Here is a 17,760-nt window from a genome sequence, read left to right as displayed (position 1 = left end):
TGATTTTAAATCACCCTAACCTTCCTTCAGTCTTGTCTTATGGTACTCTGGCTGCTTAAAAACTGTCCGGAGTATTGCTATTAAAGAACTTGACAGGCAATTAATACTAACCTTGTGAATGCAGGCTTTCTCGCTCCTTTGATCGAGAGCCTAAGATACTGTCCAGCTTGGTGCGCCTGTCATCAGTAATGGGAGCTTATCTACACAACAGACTTGTGACTGTCTAAGGGGCGGGCCAACTTCACCGATTTCTGATGTTCTCTTGCTCACACTTTCGCCTGTTACAGAACCGTTTCTACAAAACTTTCCTTGTTTCTTTAGATTCACTTCGTCGATCAGTACGATCGACTGATTGTCGGCTCGATCGCCCACTTGTCGGCTCGATCGCCCACTTGTCGGTACGATCGCCCACTTGTCGGTATGATCGAATCAATGACGTGGCAATCGCCTGACTCACTCTTTTAAGATACAAGGGGCGGGTTTTACCAGAAATATTTGCTAAGACTAACAGCATCGTAAACCCGCCCTTTCGCGAGGAATAAGAAAAAAATGGCAGTTTATCAAGTTCGGTTGGTGAATGAGGCTCTCGCGCTCGATCGCACGATCGCAGTACCAGACGACCAGTATATCTTAGATATGGCAGAAGATGCCGGCATCCGCTTGCCGAATGGATGCAAGCAAGGAGAGTGTTCTGCTTGCGTTGTCAAACTGCTGAGCGGTGAAATCGACCAAAGCGAACAAAAGTTTTTGAAGCCGTCAGAATTGCAAGCTGGCTACGCTGTTACTTGTGTGGCTTACCCGCTTTCTGACTGCACTTTGTTAACTCATCAAGAACAAGTTTTATATCAAGCCGCTCTTTATTTTAAGTAATAAGAAATCATTTTTTTACCATCTTTTCTTCTAGCCTCGCTGGGCGCGGAATTTGTTTGTAGAAAAGCGAATTATATTCGCCGATCTAATCGTTATCAAAGCAGATTTGCTATGGTGTAACGTGCGTGACTTTCTAGCATCTCGCTGTTAATTGAGGAACTAAAAAGCCACGCACCCTAACGAGTATAGATAAACCCGTCCTTATTAATTCAGCAATTGTAGAATCCGCTGAAGCGGAATCTCCGCGAAATCTAAGCGGTAATTGAGTTCGTAGGCTAGCTCGGCAACCGCTTTTTCCAAAATGTAAGCATCCAGCAAAACTTGTAGTTCCGGTATAGATTTGGGCAAGAAACTTGCATCCGCTGCAGTCGCCAAATAACTCTTGACAAAAGTTAGGCTGACCCAGCGGTGCCAAACGTTCGCCCACTGCTGCATCTCCGGGAGATTTTCAGGGCGAATCATGCCGCTTTCTACTTCATTGCGGAGTGCCAAAGTCACAGCGTAACTTATAGATTGCAGCATTCCTGCAACATCTCGCAGGGGCGACCTCTTCATCCGCCGCTCGCTTAAGGGTCGATCGCGTTCTCCTCCGAAATCAATAATTACGAAGTCTTTACCTGTATAAAGAACTTGCCCGAAATGAAAGTCTCCGTGACAGCGAATTCTATCGGCGGTGATTCTCAAATTCAAAATAGACTTGAAACGTTCCATGAGCAAATCTTCGCGGTTGAGGAGCTTTTGCGCCGATTTTTGTATGTCTGGCGGCAGTTTGGACAGCCGTTTTTTCAGATCCAGCAAAGTTCTTCCCGCCAGATTTCTCATGTGTTGATAGATGGAACGCTGGTAAAAGGAGGTGAAGCTTTCTGGGGCAAAAGCGGGATTTTCTGCGTCAGACGCTAAAGCGAGGTGAAGTTCGGCTGTCCGTTGACCTAAAAGCTCGGCTGATGCTAAGTAAGAGCCGATGAGTTCGCGAGCCAATGGCGGAATTTCTAGGGATAAATCCGCTACTAGCGAGTTTGGCTGTCGCTGGGTTTGTCCGGTCAAAGCGTTCGGCAAATAATTTTCCGGGGCAGTAGATAAATTCTCGCCAGAATGCTTTGCTTCTACTGTCATTACTTGCTCGAAATAGTCGCGCAGTGTGTCTAATGTATAAGACCAAGCATCTACACTGTCGGGGATTAATTTTTGTAGGATTCCGACTGTAAGGACTTGTTTTGCTGGTGTGTGATATTCCAATGCTCCGGCAATTGGAGCATAGTGTTGGATCGAGTTTCGCTCTGTTAAAAAGCGTCCGATTTCTAATTCGGGGTTGATTCCTTCCTCGATTTTTCGCAATATTTTCAGGACGAAGCGGTCGCCGTAACCTGCGGATGTATTGCTTTGTTCTTTTTTGAACACGTGAGGGTCGAGCTGCGATAAATCTTCTTCTGATTTGAATGCACTGTCGGCAATTCCTAGCAGTTGACCTGCAACACCTCTGTAACTGCGAGAATTGCCGATCGCCCCCAGCAGCGCGCTCAGAAAACCTTTCTCCCCAGCAGCATCAAATAGTACCCCGATTTCCTTTTTGGTTTCTGGGAAGTGCAGGCGCGCGATCGCCCGATCGTCCAAATCGCCTTTCATCTCTTCCCACCCTAAAGGCAAAACGTAAGTTTCCGGCATACCTTCAGTATAATTCAACTGCAAAAACAGAATGTAAACTTGAGATTGCTCCCCCGCACTATCTTTACATTCAATCGTTACAATCTCACTTATTTCTAATGATTGAATTGTCCTATCAGAACCGCTGAACCAGCGATTACGCCGCAAGTATCCCGGCAAAAGATTAAGCAGCATATCGCTTAACTGACTTGTAGCAAAAGCAGTTTTCCAATTACCTATGACCGCCAAACTAGGCAAGTCTGTAGGATGACCGTGCGACGAAAAATCTTCGTGTTTAGCAGTAAGAGTAAACCAGTAAAACGTGTGAGGACTCAAACTCAAAAAATAAGGCGAATCGCCAACAGCAGGAAACTCCGTGCGGCCGAAAATCTCCACCGGAACAGCACCTTTAAATGGCGCCAGGTCTAATTCTGCTGTCTGGACGAAGCGTGACAAATTAGCAACTACGAGGATGTGTTCGTCTTGATAAGTGCGTACAAAAGCTAAAACTTTGCGGTTTTCCGGGTACAGAAACTCGCAAGTTCCGCGGCCGAATGCTTGGAAGCGCTGCCGAATTGCAATCAGGCGTTTCATCCACCACCACAGAGAACTCGGATTCGCCCGCTGCGCGTCCACGTTAACAGATTCGTAGTGATATTCAGGGTCAACAATTGGCGGTGCGTACAGGCGCTGCGGGTTCGCGCGACTAAAACCGGCATTGCGATCGCCACTCCACTGCATCGGAGTTCTCACGCCGTTGCGATCGCCCAAATAGATATTGTCTCCCATGCCAATTTCATCGCCGTAGTAAAGCACCGGCGTACCCGGAAGAGACAGCAGCAAAGCATTCATCAACTCAATGCGGCGGCGGTTATTTCCCATCAAAGGAGCCAAGCGGCGGCGGATGCCCAAATTAATTCTCGCCTGAGTGTCTTGAGCGTAAACCCGATACATATAATCTCGGTCTTCATCACTCACCATTTCCAGCGTCAATTCATCGTGATTCCGCAAAAACAATGCCCACTGACAATTATTGGGAATATGCGGAGTTTGCTGGAGAATGTCGCTAATTGGGAAGCTATCTTCCATATGCAAAGCCATAAATAAACGCGGCATCAGCGGAAAATGAAAGTTCATGTGACATTCATCCCCAGCAGCGTAATATTCAACCGCATCCTCCGGCCACTGATTCGCCTCAGCCAGCAGCATCCGGTTCGGGAATTTCTCATCTACGTGCTGCCGCAATTGCTTCAGGAATAGGTGAGTTTCGGGCAGGTTTTCGCAGTTAGTACCTTCGCGCTCGTACAGGTAAGGCACCGCATCCATTCGCAGTCCGTCTACTCCCAGTGCCAACCAGAAATCTACTACATCTAAAATGGCTTGGCGGACGGCGGGATTGTCGTAATTCAAATCGGGTTGGTGGGAATAAAAACGGTGCCAGTAATAAGCTTTTGCTACCGCATCCCAAGCCCAATTAGATGTTTCAAAATCTTGGAAAATAATCCGAGCATCTTGATATTTTTCCGGCGTGTCACTCCACACATAAAAATCTCTTTCGTTACTGCCTTTCGGGGCGCGACGCGCTCGCTGAAACCAAGCGTGCTGGTCGGAAGTGTGGTTAACAATTAACTCAATAATGACCCTAATTCCCCGTTGGTGCGCTGCTTCTAAAAGGTCTTTAAAGTCCTCTAATGTGCCGTAAATCGGGTTGACCGTAGTATAGTGAGATGTATCGTAGCCGTCGTCTCGGAGCGGCGACGGAAAAAATGGCAGTACCCAAATTGCTGTTACTCCCAAGTTTTGCAGGTAATCCAGTTTTTCTGTCAGTCCTCTAAAGTCGCCGATCCCGTCTGCATTGCTGTCTGCAAAAGCCCGAACTGGTACTTCGTAAATAATCGCGTCTTTGAACCACAAGGGGTCGTCATTTAACATTGAGTTGGGCATGATTTGTAGCGATGATTGGTAATTAGTAATTTGTACTTAAAATTTGGTAATTGGGATTTGTTAGTTCCCATCCAAACCGATAAATCATAACTCATAATTTGACCGCAATTCCTCATGCCAGCGGCAGACTTTTAATCGTAATTTATTAACGCAAAACTTATAATTTCTTAACTATAAAATCTCAAAAATCTGTTTTGCTATTTCGGATACAGTTCACAATCCGGGTACTGTGCTAGCTACCGATGCGCGGTGCCCACCCTACCAAAGCGTGTCAACTTAAGCCTGAAACCCCTCTGTATCTCTCGCTGCTAGCCCAGTCTAGATCCCCCTAAATCCCCCTTGATAAGGGGGGCTTTGAGAACACTCTTGTTCCCCCCTTATTAAGGAGGGGTTAGGGGGGATCGAGCCCTTGTTGACACTAAGCGCACCCTACAGACTCAGGATTAGGTGCGGTATTTACTACCTGCCGGACGGTTGCCACGACAATACAGTACCTTGACGTTTATTACTAATTTTCGTTACATTAGTTTACATAAAGCAACAAAAGTTAAGGAAAAAGCAAATATGGCTATTGTAATCGCTCTTTTAATCGTCGGTTGGGTCGCGGCCTCAGTAATTGGCACTCAAGCATATTTCCTCGGGGAACAGTCAAAGCCCATCCACGAGCGGAATTGGAACGATGAATCTTTTGAAAAATTGGCTGTAGCAATCACAGCAACAGAGATGGATTACAGCGTTCGCGTTCCCGCCTACAGCATGGATGCCTATGGCAGCCGCACCATGTCTAATTCTTGATATCAAGTAACAGGTTTCACCATTTTCAATAACAGGCATCTTCCCTGTTTCTAATTTTCAATAACAGGCAGGATGCCTGTTCCACAAGAAAATTGATCGTTTGTGGAACAGGCATCTTCCGTGTTTCTAATTTTCAATAACAGGGAGGATGCCTGTTCCACAAGAAAATTGATCGTTTGTGGAACAGGCATCTTGCCTGTTCCAAACTATTCGGCAACTACAAACTATTACCTACTAGCGCCGGACGAGACTCTTTTTTGCGAAATTGCAAAGAGTTATTTTCGCAGTCGATCGCAATTGTATCTCCCTCGACAAACGCATTTTCCAGAATCTTGTTAGCCAGCGGGTTTTCCAACTCCCGCTGGATAGCACGTTTCAAGGGACGAGCGCCGTAAACCGGGTCGTAACCAACATCTGTGATATGATTTTTAGCCGCATCGGACAGTTCCAAAGTGATTTTTTGCTCTGCCAACAAACGCTCGATCCGCTTGACTTGAATGCTGACAATTTGCCGCAGTTCGACCTTGCTCAAAGTGTGGAATAAAATTATCTCGTCCACCCGATTGAGAAATTCGGGCCGGAAGTGCGATCGCAGCGCTGTCATCACCCGTTTTAACATCTGTTCGTACTCTTGGTCTGTCTCCCGGTCTTGAGTCAATAAATTTTCATTTTCACTCTTGTTTTCAGTCTTGTTTTCACTCTTAGTTACAGTATCAACATCAACTCGCTGGGCCGACACCTCAACAGTACCGTCGGCAGCCACTTTATAATCTGTCTTTTGACTTGACAAATCTTTCGTTTCCTGCTTCCGACTCGCAGGTTTTTTGACGGTTTTTTCCTTCTTAGTAAACACGTCTAAAATGTGGTCGCTGCCGATATTGCTAGTCATCACAATTACGGTATTTCTAAAGTCAACCACTCGACCTTGAGAATCGGTAATTCTGCCGTCATCCAACACTTGCAGCAAAATGTTAAATACGTCGGGGTGCGCTTTTTCCACTTCGTCAAACAGCACTACCGAATAAGGATGTCTCCGCACTGCTTCGGAAAGTTGTCCCCCTTCATCGTAACCGACATATCCGGGAGGAGCTCCTACCAACCGGGAAACGCTGTGCTTCTCCATGTATTCCGACATATCGATGCGGACGATCGCATCATCGCTGTCAAACAAAAACTCAGCCAACGCCCGCGCTAACTCAGTTTTTCCGACGCCTGTGGGGCCCATAAACAAGAAAGAGCCGATCGGCCTGCCGGGGTCTTTCATACCCGCCCTAGCGCGCCGAATTGCCGCCGCCACGGCTGTTACAGCTTCCTCTTGACCGATAACTTTTTGGTGCAAGTGTTTTTCCAATTGCAGCAATTTTTGGCGTTCGGATTCTAACAACCGGTTAACCGGAATGCCCGTCCATTTAGCGACAATTTCCGCAATATCGCCCTCAGTAACTTTTTCGCGCAGCAGGGAAGAACCTTGAGCTTGCTGTTTCAAAAGTTCCGCTTCTTTGGCTTCGCGATCGCGCACCGCCGTTTCCAACTTGCCGTACTTTAACTGGGCGGCTTTATTCAAATCGTAAGCCCTTTCTGCCTGTTCAATTTGCACTCGCAGTTGGTCTTCTTCTGCTTTCAATTTATTGATTGCATCCAACAACTGCTTTTCGCCCAACCACTGAGAGGACAATTTTTCCTGCTTAACTTTTAAAATGTCAATCTCAGATGTGATGCGTTCGACGCGGAAGCCGAGCCCAGGGGCTAGAGCACCTTTGCCTTCCCCTTCGATCGACAATTTTTCCATTTCCAACTGCATCACCCGGCGGTCAATGCCTTCCAATTCCACAGGTTTAGAGGTAATCTCCATTTTCAAGTGGGCGGCCGCTTCATCTACAAGGTCGATCGCCTTGTCCGGCAAAAAGCGATCGGAAATATAGCGAAAAGACAGAGTTGCAGCAGCTACCAGGGCCGAATCAGTAATTTTTACCCCGTGGTGACGTTCGTAACGGTCTTTCAATCCGCGCAAGATCGAAACAGTATCTTCAACGCTAGGTTCGCCGACAAATACTTGTTGAAAGCGGCGTTCCAAGGCAGGATCTTTTTCAATATTCTTACGGAATTCGTCGAGAGTTGTAGCGCCGATGCAGCGCAATTCGCCTCTCGCCAACATGGGTTTTAACAAATTTCCCGCATCCATTCCCGAACCCGAACTGCCACCGCCACCAGTGCCGACAACCGTGTGCAATTCGTCAATAAATAGGACAATTTGACCGTCGGAATCGATGACTTCCCGCAGGACAGATCGCAATCGTTCTTCAAATTCGCCCCGGAATTTTGCCCCAGCAATTAAACTGCCCATGTCGAGGCTAAATAGCTGGCGATTTTTCAAAGATTCCGGTACGTCGCCGTTGACAATTCGCTGCGCTAAACCTTCGGCGATCGCAGTTTTTCCGACTCCGGGATCGCCAATTAACACTGGATTGTTTTTTTGGCGGCGGGAAAGAACTTGTACCACGCGGCGGATTTCCTCGTCGCGGCCGATTACTGGGTCGAGTTTGCCGGCTTTGGCGGCTTCTGTCAAATCGCGGCCGTACTTGCTGAGGGCGTCGGAGTTAGCTTCGCCATCTTGATCTTGGGCTTTAGCGCTGCTGCGGCTGCCTTTCCCGGTTTCGGAATTTTTTTCTTGGGCTTTAGCAGTGGCGCGGAAAGATTTGATGGCTTCTTCGAGTTTTGGTCGATCGAGTGTACCGGCTGGGGGTTTGCGATCGTAACCGGGGCGACCCGGCGGGCCGTCGCCTTTGGTCAGCAACCTGCGCCCGACTCGTTCGTCTTCTACTAAACCAATTAATAAATGTTCAACGGCGATAAAATTATCTTGCCAAGTCGCCCTGGTGGCCTCGGCAACATCTAACATCACTTCTAAGCCGCGACCGAGGTATAGTTGGTCAGCGTTGGCAACTCTGGGCTGTCGTTTGGCAAAAGCATCTAACTGCTGGGCCAAGCGGGGGGCATCGACTCCAGCTTTGCTGAGAATGCTGTTGGCCTGGCCTTGCTGTTCGAGAAGGGCGATGGCTAAATGTTCAACCTCTAGCTGCTGATTGGCAAAGCGGCGGGCTACATCCTGGGATTTGACAATGGCTTCCCAGGCTTGATCTGTAAATTTGCTAGGGTCTGTTGGCTGCACGTTGGTTCCTCGCAATCAAGGGGATTCCTGTTGTTATCCGTTAATACATCGTCTCACAACCATCATAATCTTTAAACAGGATTATGAATTTATGAGTGCGGTTAACTAAGGCGGAACTTGTGACCTAATTGACCTGTTGCAAAAGCTTACACTCCGCAATCCACCCCGAAATTTGGTGCGTTCAGACCCACTCTGGCAATTCCCTTGGGGATAGGTTCGCTGGCTGTACTTATAAAAATATTGCCAGAAACAAGATTTTTTAGCGATTGAGATTTATGCTATTTCCCACTTACCAATTTTTAGTATTTTTCCTAATTATTTTTAGCCTGATCGTCTCGGTGAAACCCCAAGTCGATTTGTATAAAATTGTCTTGTTAGTTTCGAGTTTATTATTTTATTCCTTTTGGAGCTTTGACTTTCTATTGCTCCTTATTTTCTCTACAGTCTACAATTATATCATTCTCCGGGTTCTATGCAAGAGTAAGTATAAAAAATTTGCTTTAATCTCCGGTCTAATTTTCAACATTGGCTATCTCGGCATCTTTAAATATTGCAACTTCTTTGTAACTTCCTTATTTGAGGTACTGAATCAGCTACAAATTCCAGCCAACTTTCCAGTTTTGCAAATAATCGCCCCCGTCGGCGTGTCTTTCTACACTTTTAGAATGATTTCTCATTTAATCGACTGCTACCAGCAAAAAATCCCTTGTCCGAAATTTGTAGACTATGCCGCCTACATTACCTATTTTCCGCAAATTGCCTCCGGGCCAATCTCGCGAGCTCGCGAATTTTACTTGCAGCTAAATTCACAGGAAAAATACGACTATAAAATTGAAGAAGTTATAGTTTTGATTTTGTCTGGACTCTTCAAAAAATATACTTTAGCCAGCTTTTTGTTTAACTTCACTGACTTGCCATTCAAAGTCCCCCAGCAGTACAGCAGCATCGATTTAATCCTCGCGGCAATTTCCTATTCCTGTTTAATTTACGTAGATTTCAGTGGCTACTCGGATTTAGCCAACGGCATCTCCTGTTTGCTGGGTTTCAAACCCATTGCCAACTTTAATATGCCATACCGATCGCTCAGTCTGCAAGAATTTTGGAAACGGTGGCACATCAGTCTTTCCGAGTGGCTGAGGGATTACGTTTACTTTCCCTTTGGCGGCAACAAATACGGCAAGTTGAGGAAGTACGTAAATTTACTGATGACAATGGCGATCGGCGGATTGTGGCACGGCGCCGGTTTAAACTTTATTTTCTGGGGAGCAATTCACGGTTTAGGATTAATTGTCAACCATTTATGTAAAGATATCCCCCAAGCTATCCACTTTAAATTAGACTATGCTTTTCCCAGATTTGCTAAATTTTGCAGTTGGTTGCTAACATTTACTTTTGTTACTTGTAGTTGGGTATTTTTCGGCACTCCCAACTGGGAAACTGCGGTGAGTTTTTTTGAAGGAATTGTCAATCCTGCTGTAGCCACTTTTCAATTTAACTTTTGGCAATTGTATTTAGTAATTGCAGTCATTGGCGCGATCAACTTGTGGGGCGATCGCATCTCCGAACTATTGCAAACCGTATTGTCATTAAAAAACATTTTTTTTCGGGTTGTCTTAGTTTCGCTGCTCGTGTATACTATCTTGATGTTGGGGCCAAGTACCATGCCGCCTTTTATTTACTTTAATTTCTAAGAAATATGAAAGACCGGGAAATTTTGCTGATTGTTACTTCTGTAATTCTCACTTTAATATTTTCAAACTTATCATTATTTCTAAAAAGCTTTGCTTCAACTCCTTTCGCCAGTCCAGAAATCAAAGAAGCAGCGCGCCAGATCGAAATAGACGGTTTCAGAAAATCAGAACAAGATTTTTGGAGCAAAATTAAAGATATTAACTTCGATAGCCTCCCCAAAGAATCAGAACTTCCTCCTGTCAAAACCGAAACAAAAACGGCCGTTCACCCCCCAAAGCCTGCTACTGCTAAAAAACCAACTCCAGCTAAACCCAAACTGACCATACCTTATCGCAAATTTTTATTTATTGGAGATTCCGTAATGTTCGACTTAGGAATTCAACTCCAGTACACTCTTAAGAAAAAATACAATATCGTCGATACCAAAATAGACTATAAGGTCTCGACTGGATTAAATCGGATAGATTATTATGATTGGTATGCCAGAACTCGCCAAATTCTTAATACTTACCAGCCGGATGTAGTGATAGTTTTGTTCGGAGCAAATGACCGTCAAAATATTATTGATTCTCAAGGAAAAGGCCGCGCTGTCCTAACCAAGGAATGGCAAAAAGCTTATCAAGAAAGAGTTGAAAGATATGCCAAGTTACTGGATTCGTCATCCGTCAGAAAAGTGTATTGGGTCGGTCAATCAATCCCTAACAAATCTTTGTATTTAAAAGCTTTTCCCATCATGAACGATATTTATAAAAATGCCAGCAAATCTTCATCCAAAATCGAATTTATTTCTACTTGGGAGACATTTGCCCAAGCAGGAAAATTTGTTCCAGTAGTTGCTAATAAATCGGGTAAGCGAGGCTATGTAAAAAATAATGACGGCTTGCACTTTACCTCCCACGGAGCTCAAATTATCAGCGACTTAATCGTTGATCAAATGGTCAGCGACAAAATATTAAAAGCCCCAACCAAAAAATAACTATATGAGGTGGGGTTTCGTTGCCCAACCTATACTTTGGACATTTGACCAATTATTGCTAAATAATATATTTATTTCGGGGTTCATATTGGCTTTTATTAACTAGCTTTATAGGGAAAATCTAGGCTTGAGTTATAATAAAATTCCTCGTGAAACCGGGTTTCAAATTCCCTATGCGTCCAGGACGAATATTGACAAAAAGCAGCAGTAGATGTAAAATTGAAATGAGCATCAAACAACAGCGTCAAGATATAGTAATTGTCATCGCGACAAATTATGACGAGCAATGTGTGGAAACTCGATCGCACTAACATCCCTGAGTCAAGGGGGTGCAGCGGCACAGCACTCATCTTCCTTCTCACTAAATATACTCAACCTTGGCAAAGAATAAACCTAGTTGAAAAATTCCTGCAACAGTGCGGCATCGAGCCTTTTGCTGAAGTTTTGGGCGTACCCAACAGCGGAATATTCAGAGAAAATATACCGCAAGCCGTCAGAAAACCGCATCCGAATTTGCTGTTTCGGGCTTTGGCAATTCAGGCATTGGGGAAGGTGCGAGAGGGGCTGATATCAAGTGAGAGAGAAGCTAGAGCAAGTGATTTTAGCAAAAATCTGCTGGCGGCGTTAGAACAGGAAGCGCGAGGGGGAGCGACTCCTTTAATTCGGTGGTCTGCGGCTGTTAGTATTAAGTCAATTTGGTTGGATGAAGCAGGGCAATGGGAAGGCAAGGAAGGTGCTGTCAATGCCACAATCAATGCAGAGGAAATTGAGCGACGGGTTGTAGAAGAGCAAATTCAACTATTAGCAAGCAACAAAATTGCTTTAGGTGACAGCAGCAGACATGACAGCCACAAGGAATATGAGAATTGTCTCGATTTTTGGGTGTACGGCCCTAGCTGGCTGCTGCCCAGTCTGCCAATGGATTGCGAAGAATATCTGTTTTGGATCGATCGAGTATTTGTTGCGATCGCACTTACGGGCCCGTACAAATTGAATGTCGAAAACGATGCAGCGGTAACAAACTTTTTGGAAGTTGCAGAAAATAATTTTAATGACTGGGAATTCTCTAAAATAATTGCCAAAATTTTTGAGTTCCTGTACCACCCGGAAGCGAAAGTAAAAAATCTAGCTACAATTATTTTAGAACCTTACAAAGATAAGCTAGACCGAAAATCGGCGCAGATTATGACAGCGCTTGTATATAAATTTAATGTAAAATATCAGCCCTTAGAATGTCTGACTCTTCCCGAAATAGAAGAGTACAAAGCGTCACTGTATTTCGGTCAAATGGAAATTGACGACTTGTATGGTGAGGCTTTGTCGCTGTGTGGCGATCGGGATGTCGAACTCGCAAGTTTATTGTCAGCTAAACAAAGGGAATCCCAAAATACTCTAGAGGAGCATATCAACAATCTCAGCAAGTTAGTTAAGTCAATCATAAATTGCCAGAGCTTGTTAGATGCTAATAGGGAACTTTTGTATTTGACTGTAGATCGGCTGGAAAAATGGGATTATACTCTAGACAATAAACTGGCGGCGCACCGCAAACAAATCCAAAACCTGAGCTTGGATAAAAGTACATCCGAGCAGTGCATAAACCTGGACAATGAACTCAATTATATCAGAGATGCTTTGCAGTATACTTTGTATGAAATCACCTCAAATATTAACAGCCAAATTAGAGAGTTAGAACTTTCTGCGTCCAAAAATAGCAAGACTGCAACAGATATGTTTAAGTGGACGTGGCTATTATTCAGGGTGGGGTTTTCAGTAGGGCTGTTTTTGTATTTATCGGATTTAGTGATTAAGTGGATATTCGCGGTCAGCTACACAAGCGAATTTTTAGTTTATTGGACTATTTTATTTAGTGTGATAGTAGTATTTTTGTTAGTATTATCTGTATTTTTTTCTGGGATCGCTGCTTTAGACCAGCGCCGAGAATCTAAATTACTTCCAAAATTTGATAGCTTAAGCCAAATAGGGAGCAGTTTTTCTATATTGTGGCAAAAAATTTATTTGCAGCAGTTTGTCCCGTCGGTGCGATCGAATTAAAAGTTTCAGTTGACAGTTGTGGGTACGACTGTTGACAGTTTTGGGTATGAATGTTGTCTAAACGAAAATGGAAGGGGGAAGATAGTTTTTCCTTCCCCTTCCCCCTCTTAAGAAAGTTAAGATGCGGTTGTTGCTGCTACTTTCTGGGTGTTGCTACCTTGATTTTCCAGTTGAATTAATTCAACTTTATATCCATCTGGATCTTGCACAAAAGCGATGACAGTTGAACCGTGCTTCATCGGGCCGGGTTCCCGAATAACTTTACCGCTGCGGGCTTTAATTTCTTCGCAAGTACCGTAAATGTCGTCAACGCCGATCGCAATATGACCGTAAGCATCCCCTAAATTGTACTGTTCGACGCCCCAGTTGTATGTTAATTCCAAAACTGTAGTGTCTGATTCGTCGCCGTAGCCAACAAAAGCCAGAGTAAATTTACCGTCGGGATACTCTTTTTGTCGCAGCAATTTCATCCCCAGAACCTCGGTGTAAAATTTGAGGGACTCTTCCAGGTTGCCGACTCGGAGCATCGTGTGTAGTAGTTGCATTTAGCTCACTCCAAATTTTTTAAGCTTCCTCAATTTTAGCGATATCTTGCTGGAAAAAACCGCGTCGGCAAAGTTTACCTGGTGTTAGCTTGCTTTTTACTGAACAAAAACCACCACAACTCTAAACCCATTAATGTCAATCCGCCTGCTGTTACGCCAATTTTTACACCTAGTGGCTGTTCAATGCTGTGGAATTGATTCGTTGAAGTAGAATGCTGGACGGACTGTTCGGAAGCTTGAACTCCCGAGGCCATTCCCATCACAAGTCCTAAACTCGCGAGACTTCCCCAAATTTGACGATGGTGTAACATTTTTCTAATTCCTCCTAATTTAGGCAAGAGATTTTGGTTTAAAATTCCGCAATCGCAAAGCATTAGTAAGTACGGAAACTGAACTAAAAGCCATTGCTGCGCCGGCGATAATTGGATTTAGCAGCCAGCCAAAAATGGGGTACAAAATTCCCGCCGCGATCGGTATTCCAGCGATGTTGTAAATAAACGCAAAAAACAGATTTTCCCGGATGTTCCGCATGGTGGCGCGGGAAAGTTTAATTGCTGTAACTATGCCTTGCAAATCTCCTGAAATTAAGGTAATGTCGCTGGCGGCGATCGCCACATCTGTGCCGATGCCGATCGCAATTCCCACGTCTGCTAAGGCCAAAGCCGGTGCATCATTAATCCCGTCTCCCACCATCGCGACAATTTTTCCTCGCCGTTGCAGGGCTTGGATTTGAGCTGCTTTTTGGTCGGGTCTAACTTCAGCAAAAACACGAGTAATGCCCACGGATTGGGCGATCGACTCCGCAGTAGCGCGATTATCCCCCGTCAGCATCGCCACCTCCAAACCCAGTTTTTGAAGCGCTTTCACCGCCTGCGCTGACGAGGGTTTGAGGGCATCCGCAATGCCCAGAATTGCCTCTATTTTGCCCTCTATCGCCATCCAAACCACCGTTTTGCTCGCAGCTTCCAAAGCTCTCGCGCGCAATTCCAGATATTCAGTATCGCAGCCTAGTTCCTGCATCCACCTCAGCGTTCCCAGGGCGATCGACTTTCCGGCTACAACTCCGCGAACACCACTTCCCGCGATCGCCTCAAAATCCTTAACATCCGTCAAATTCACCTCTTGAGATTGAGCGTATCTCACAACAGCTTCCCCCAAAGGATGCTCCGAATTTCGCTCGACAGACGCAGCTAATTGCAGCAACTTTAACTCATTGCTATTCTCGGTTCCTTTAATTGTCACAAAATCAGTTACAGTCGGCTTGCCTTCTGTGAGAGTTCCCGTTTTATCTAACACGATAATTTGGATTTGGTGAGCCAATTCTAAACTCTCCGCTCCTTTAATTAAAATCCCGTTTTCTGCACCTTTACCAGTTCCCACCATCACAGCAGTCGGAGTCGCTAAACCCAAAGCGCAGGGACAAGCAATAATCAAGACTCCCACCATTGTCACGGTCGCTAGAGTGAAGTTTCCCGTCGTGTTAAACCAGATAATAAAAGTAGCTAAAGCGAGGGAAATTACTACAGGAACAAACCAACCAGTCACTTGGTCTGCTAACTTTTGAATTGGTGCTTTTGAACCCTGTGCGTCCTGCACCATCTTGACAATTTGAGCTAAAAATGTATCTTTGCCAACTCTTGTCGCCCGAAACTTGAAGCTGCCAGTTTTGTTAATTGTGGCTCCGATAACTTCGTCGCCAAGCTGCTTTTTGACAGGCAAACTTTCTCCCGTAACCATTGCTTCGTCTACCGTCGAAGCACCCTCAATAACATCTCCATCTACGGGGATTTGCTCTCCCGGCCGCACCTGCACGATGTCGCCAATTTCCACTTGGGCGATCGGCACTTCCAACTCTTCCCCGTTGCGAACTATCCGAGCAGTTTTTGCTTGCAAACCCATGAGTTTCCGAATGGCTTCGGAAGTCTCTCCCTTCGCCCGATTTTCTAGGGTTTTCCCCAACAGAATTAAGGCGATAACGCTGGCTGCTACTTCATAGTAAACGCTAGGAGTCAAACCTTGGGCTGTCAAGAAACCGGGAAAAAATGTCACAAATACAGAATAAAAGTAAGCAGCACTCGTTCCCAAGGCAATCAAGGTATCCATTGTCGCCACCCGCCGTTTGAAGGATTTCCAAGCTCCTACATAAAACGATTTGCCGCACCAAAATTGTACGGGGGATGTCAGGACTAATTGCAGCCAAAAATTGTGCAGCCATGGGGGAATAAATGGCAGATGCAAGCCGGTCATCGCTGGAATAGCGCCCACAAATAGCAGGGTGCTTATGATACCTGCTGTCCAGAGCTTCCGCTGCAAGGTTTGAGATTCAGATTTGCGAGCGGCTTGTTCGGAATCATCCTCTGTCGCGGCCATTTCTTGAAGCGGCAAAGCTTGGTATCCCGCATCATCAACAGCAGATTGAATTGTTTCTAAGTTGGTTTGCTTGGAGTCGTATTGGATGGTTGCTCGTTCCATCCCAAAATTGACATGACACTCAAGTACGCCGGGAACAGATTGAATTGCTTGTTCGATAGATGAAGCACAAGAAGCACAACTCATGCCCCGCAATTTAAGTGTGAGATTGTCCATAGATGCCCTCCTAACTTATAAAGTTACCTTCTGTCTTCAAATGACCTCGCCTAAAAACGGATAACGTGCGACGTACTCCTGTCGTGGAGAATCAAAAATTTTAGACTCTTGTTAAATCTCCCAGATTCAAAGCTGCAAGTAAATCTAAAATAGACTTGTTGGATAGCCCGCCGATGCGATCGCTTTCCTAACTTCACTTTCTGACTTAGCGGTTTGAATCGTGACCAATTTTGTCTTGAGATCGGCCTCAACCTTTGAGGCTGAGTCAATGGTTTGGACTGCTTTTGCGATCGTAGTCGCACAAGCAGAACAAGCCATCTTAGGAACTTTTAGCTGTAAAGTCATAATTTCAACCTCAGCAGAAACTACTCTGCTCAATCAATGAATTAACTCCATTGTAAAGTCTCCAGTAAACAGGAGAGTCAAGGGGAATTGCAAAATAAATCAGGAATTATAAAAAAAGTGGTTTGACACCCTACCCATAGGGGTAAGGCGCGGACTGTGTACCCTACATAATTAGATTCAAGTGAGTTCTGTAAATCTTAAATTTGAGTGCGATCGACGGCACAGAAATAATTCTTTACAAGTTTGCCACAAAAATTTCATCCTAATTTCATTTATATATGAAAAACTGAAAATAAATAGCCGTTTTAAGGATATAAGCTCTATGAAACCAATTTCATTAAAAACAGGCTTTGCAGCGCTGACGCTGACCGCCACAGCCGCTTTTACCAGTGGATTGCTTGCAGCTTGTTCAAATGCCCCTTCCAGTGAAACTCCCGCCCCAAATGTTACGGCTGCAACTGAAGCAAACAACAAGCAAGACGTGGTACAAGGCGGTGGCATGGGTGGCATGAATCATGGCATGAATCACGATATGTCAATGGATTTAGGCCCTGCTGATGCCGACTACGATTTGCGATTTATTGATGGCATGACAGTACACCATCAAGGTGCTGTAAACATGGCTCAAGATGTGCTTAAACAATCCAAACGCCCGGAAATGAAAAAACTTGCGACTGATATAATTGCTGCTCAAAACCGTGAAATAAATCAAATGAAAGAGTGGCGAAAAACTTGGTATCCCAAAGCCAGCAGTACGCCGATGGCTTATCACGGTCCCATGGGTCACATGATGGCAATGACTCCCGAACAAATGCAAAGCATGATGATGAGCATGGATTTAGGGGCCGCTGACGACAAATTTGACTTGCGATTTATTAATGCGATGATTCCTCACCACGAAGGAGCTTTAGTGATGGCCCAAGATGCTTTGAAGAAGTCAAAACGCCCGGAAATGAAGAAATTAGCTCAAGAAATTTTGACTTCGCAAAAACAAGAAATTCAGCAAATGAAACAGTGGCGCCAAGCTTGGTATAAACAGTAATTTAGCTACCGTAAACAAAACATGACACCATTGGTGACAAGTTAAGGAAAAAGGGAAATTGTCAAGGGTAGTATTTGCATGGGTCTGGGATCGTGGGAAACTT

General features: G+C 44.9%; 13 protein-coding genes. 6 read left to right on the top strand and 7 right to left on the bottom strand.

Annotated elements, in window-relative coordinates:
- Positions 1–295 precede the first annotated feature (295 nt).
- A complete protein-coding gene (locus Q5691_RS25640; protein WP_333347863.1) occupies positions 296–514 on the bottom strand; it encodes a hypothetical protein in 219 nt (72 codons plus the stop codon).
- A 35-nt stretch (positions 515–549) separates the two neighbouring features.
- Here Q5691_RS25640 and Q5691_RS25635 point away from each other — a divergent pair, with 35 nt between their 5' ends.
- Positions 550–870: a 2Fe-2S iron-sulfur cluster-binding protein gene (locus tag Q5691_RS25635; RefSeq protein WP_333046751.1), complete on the top strand. Its 321-nt coding sequence runs from the start codon at positions 550–552 to the stop codon at positions 868–870.
- A gap of 204 nt (positions 871–1,074) precedes the next feature.
- Here the strand turns inward: Q5691_RS25635 and treS are convergent, their stop codons facing one another.
- Positions 1,075–4,455, bottom strand: coding sequence for a maltose alpha-D-glucosyltransferase (gene treS, locus Q5691_RS25630; RefSeq protein ID WP_333214037.1), 3,381 nt, complete (start codon positions 4,453–4,455; stop codon positions 1,075–1,077).
- 564 nt (positions 4,456–5,019) lie between these two features.
- Between treS and Q5691_RS25625 the strand changes: the two genes are divergently transcribed.
- Positions 5,020–5,250, top strand: coding sequence for a photosystem II protein, Psb35-related (locus tag Q5691_RS25625; protein WP_333214038.1), 231 nt, complete (start codon positions 5,020–5,022; stop codon positions 5,248–5,250).
- 217 nt (positions 5,251–5,467) lie between these two features.
- Here the strand turns inward: Q5691_RS25625 and Q5691_RS25620 are convergent, their stop codons facing one another.
- Entirely contained in the window at positions 5,468–8,419 is a 2,952-nt protein-coding gene (locus Q5691_RS25620; protein WP_333214040.1) for an AAA family ATPase, read from the bottom strand.
- 275 nt (positions 8,420–8,694) lie between these two features.
- Between Q5691_RS25620 and Q5691_RS25615 the strand changes: the two genes are divergently transcribed.
- The 3 genes from Q5691_RS25615 to Q5691_RS25605 all read left to right on the top strand — a co-directional run bounded on the left by Q5691_RS25615 (position 8,695) and on the right by Q5691_RS25605 (position 13,139).
- The gene (locus Q5691_RS25615; RefSeq protein WP_333310807.1) at positions 8,695–10,110 is read left to right on the top strand and encodes an MBOAT family O-acyltransferase; all 1,416 of its coding nucleotides are present in this window, start codon (positions 8,695–8,697) and stop codon (positions 10,108–10,110) included.
- Between the two features lie 5 nt (positions 10,111–10,115).
- Positions 10,116–11,087, top strand: a complete 972-nt coding sequence (locus tag Q5691_RS25610) for a DUF459 domain-containing protein (RefSeq protein WP_333310805.1) — start codon at positions 10,116–10,118, stop codon at positions 11,085–11,087.
- 276 nt (positions 11,088–11,363) lie between these two features.
- On the top strand, positions 11,364–13,139 hold the full coding sequence (locus tag Q5691_RS25605; protein WP_333214046.1) for a hypothetical protein: 1,776 nt from the start codon (positions 11,364–11,366) through the stop codon (positions 13,137–13,139).
- Between the two features lie 116 nt (positions 13,140–13,255).
- Here the strand turns inward: Q5691_RS25605 and gloA are convergent, their stop codons facing one another.
- From gloA to Q5691_RS25585, 4 genes are all read right to left on the bottom strand, one after another.
- On the bottom strand, positions 13,256–13,684 hold the full coding sequence (gene gloA, locus Q5691_RS25600; RefSeq protein ID WP_333214048.1) for a lactoylglutathione lyase: 429 nt from the start codon (positions 13,682–13,684) through the stop codon (positions 13,256–13,258).
- 74 nt (positions 13,685–13,758) lie between these two features.
- Positions 13,759–13,995 (bottom strand): hypothetical protein, encoded by a 237-nt coding sequence (locus Q5691_RS25595; protein ID WP_333214051.1) that lies wholly within the window; start codon positions 13,993–13,995, stop codon positions 13,759–13,761.
- Positions 13,996–14,014: 19 nt separating this feature from the next.
- Positions 14,015–16,270, bottom strand: a complete 2,256-nt coding sequence (locus Q5691_RS25590) for a heavy metal translocating P-type ATPase (RefSeq protein ID WP_333347860.1) — start codon at positions 16,268–16,270, stop codon at positions 14,015–14,017.
- Positions 16,271–16,414: 144 nt separating this feature from the next.
- Positions 16,415–16,615 carry a heavy-metal-associated domain-containing protein gene (locus Q5691_RS25585; protein WP_333214055.1) on the bottom strand — a complete coding sequence of 67 codons (201 nt, stop codon included), beginning with the start codon at positions 16,613–16,615 and terminating at the stop codon, positions 16,415–16,417.
- Positions 16,616–16,937: 322 nt separating this feature from the next.
- Between Q5691_RS25585 and Q5691_RS25580 the strand changes: the two genes are divergently transcribed.
- Positions 16,938–17,657: a DUF305 domain-containing protein gene (locus Q5691_RS25580; RefSeq protein WP_333214057.1), complete on the top strand. Its 720-nt coding sequence runs from the start codon at positions 16,938–16,940 to the stop codon at positions 17,655–17,657.
- Positions 17,658–17,760 lie beyond the last annotated feature (103 nt).

Source organism: Microcoleus sp. w1-18aA5 (assembly GCF_036701705.1).
Lineage (GTDB): Bacteria > Cyanobacteriota > Cyanobacteriia > Cyanobacteriales > Microcoleaceae > Microcoleus.
Note: the sequence above shows the minus strand (reverse complement) of the source record. Positions and strands in the feature narration are given on the sequence as shown.

Excerpts from the sequence above, each read along its gene's own strand:
- Q5691_RS25640 (WP_333347863.1), bottom strand. The coding sequence starts at position 514 with ATGCTGTTAGTCTTAGCAAATATTTCTGGTAAAACCCGCCCCTTGTAT.
- Q5691_RS25610 (WP_333310805.1), top strand. The coding sequence starts at position 10,116 with ATGAAAGACCGGGAAATTTTGCTGATTGTTACTTCTGTAATTCTCACT.
- gloA (WP_333214048.1), bottom strand. The coding sequence starts at position 13,684 with ATGCAACTACTACACACGATGCTCCGAGTCGGCAACCTGGAAGAGTCC.
- Q5691_RS25595 (WP_333214051.1), bottom strand. The coding sequence starts at position 13,995 with ATGTTACACCATCGTCAAATTTGGGGAAGTCTCGCGAGTTTAGGACTT.
- Q5691_RS25590 (WP_333347860.1), bottom strand. The coding sequence starts at position 16,270 with ATGGACAATCTCACACTTAAATTGCGGGGCATGAGTTGTGCTTCTTGT.
- Q5691_RS25625 (WP_333214038.1), top strand. The coding sequence starts at position 5,020 with ATGGCTATTGTAATCGCTCTTTTAATCGTCGGTTGGGTCGCGGCCTCA.
- Q5691_RS25615 (WP_333310807.1), top strand. The coding sequence starts at position 8,695 with ATGCTATTTCCCACTTACCAATTTTTAGTATTTTTCCTAATTATTTTT.
- Q5691_RS25605 (WP_333214046.1), top strand. The coding sequence starts at position 11,364 with ATGACGAGCAATGTGTGGAAACTCGATCGCACTAACATCCCTGAGTCA.
- Q5691_RS25585 (WP_333214055.1), bottom strand. The coding sequence starts at position 16,615 with ATGACTTTACAGCTAAAAGTTCCTAAGATGGCTTGTTCTGCTTGTGCG.
- treS (WP_333214037.1), bottom strand. The coding sequence starts at position 4,455 with ATGCCCAACTCAATGTTAAATGACGACCCCTTGTGGTTCAAAGACGCG.
- Q5691_RS25635 (WP_333046751.1), top strand. The coding sequence starts at position 550 with ATGGCAGTTTATCAAGTTCGGTTGGTGAATGAGGCTCTCGCGCTCGAT.
- Q5691_RS25580 (WP_333214057.1), top strand. The coding sequence starts at position 16,938 with ATGAAACCAATTTCATTAAAAACAGGCTTTGCAGCGCTGACGCTGACC.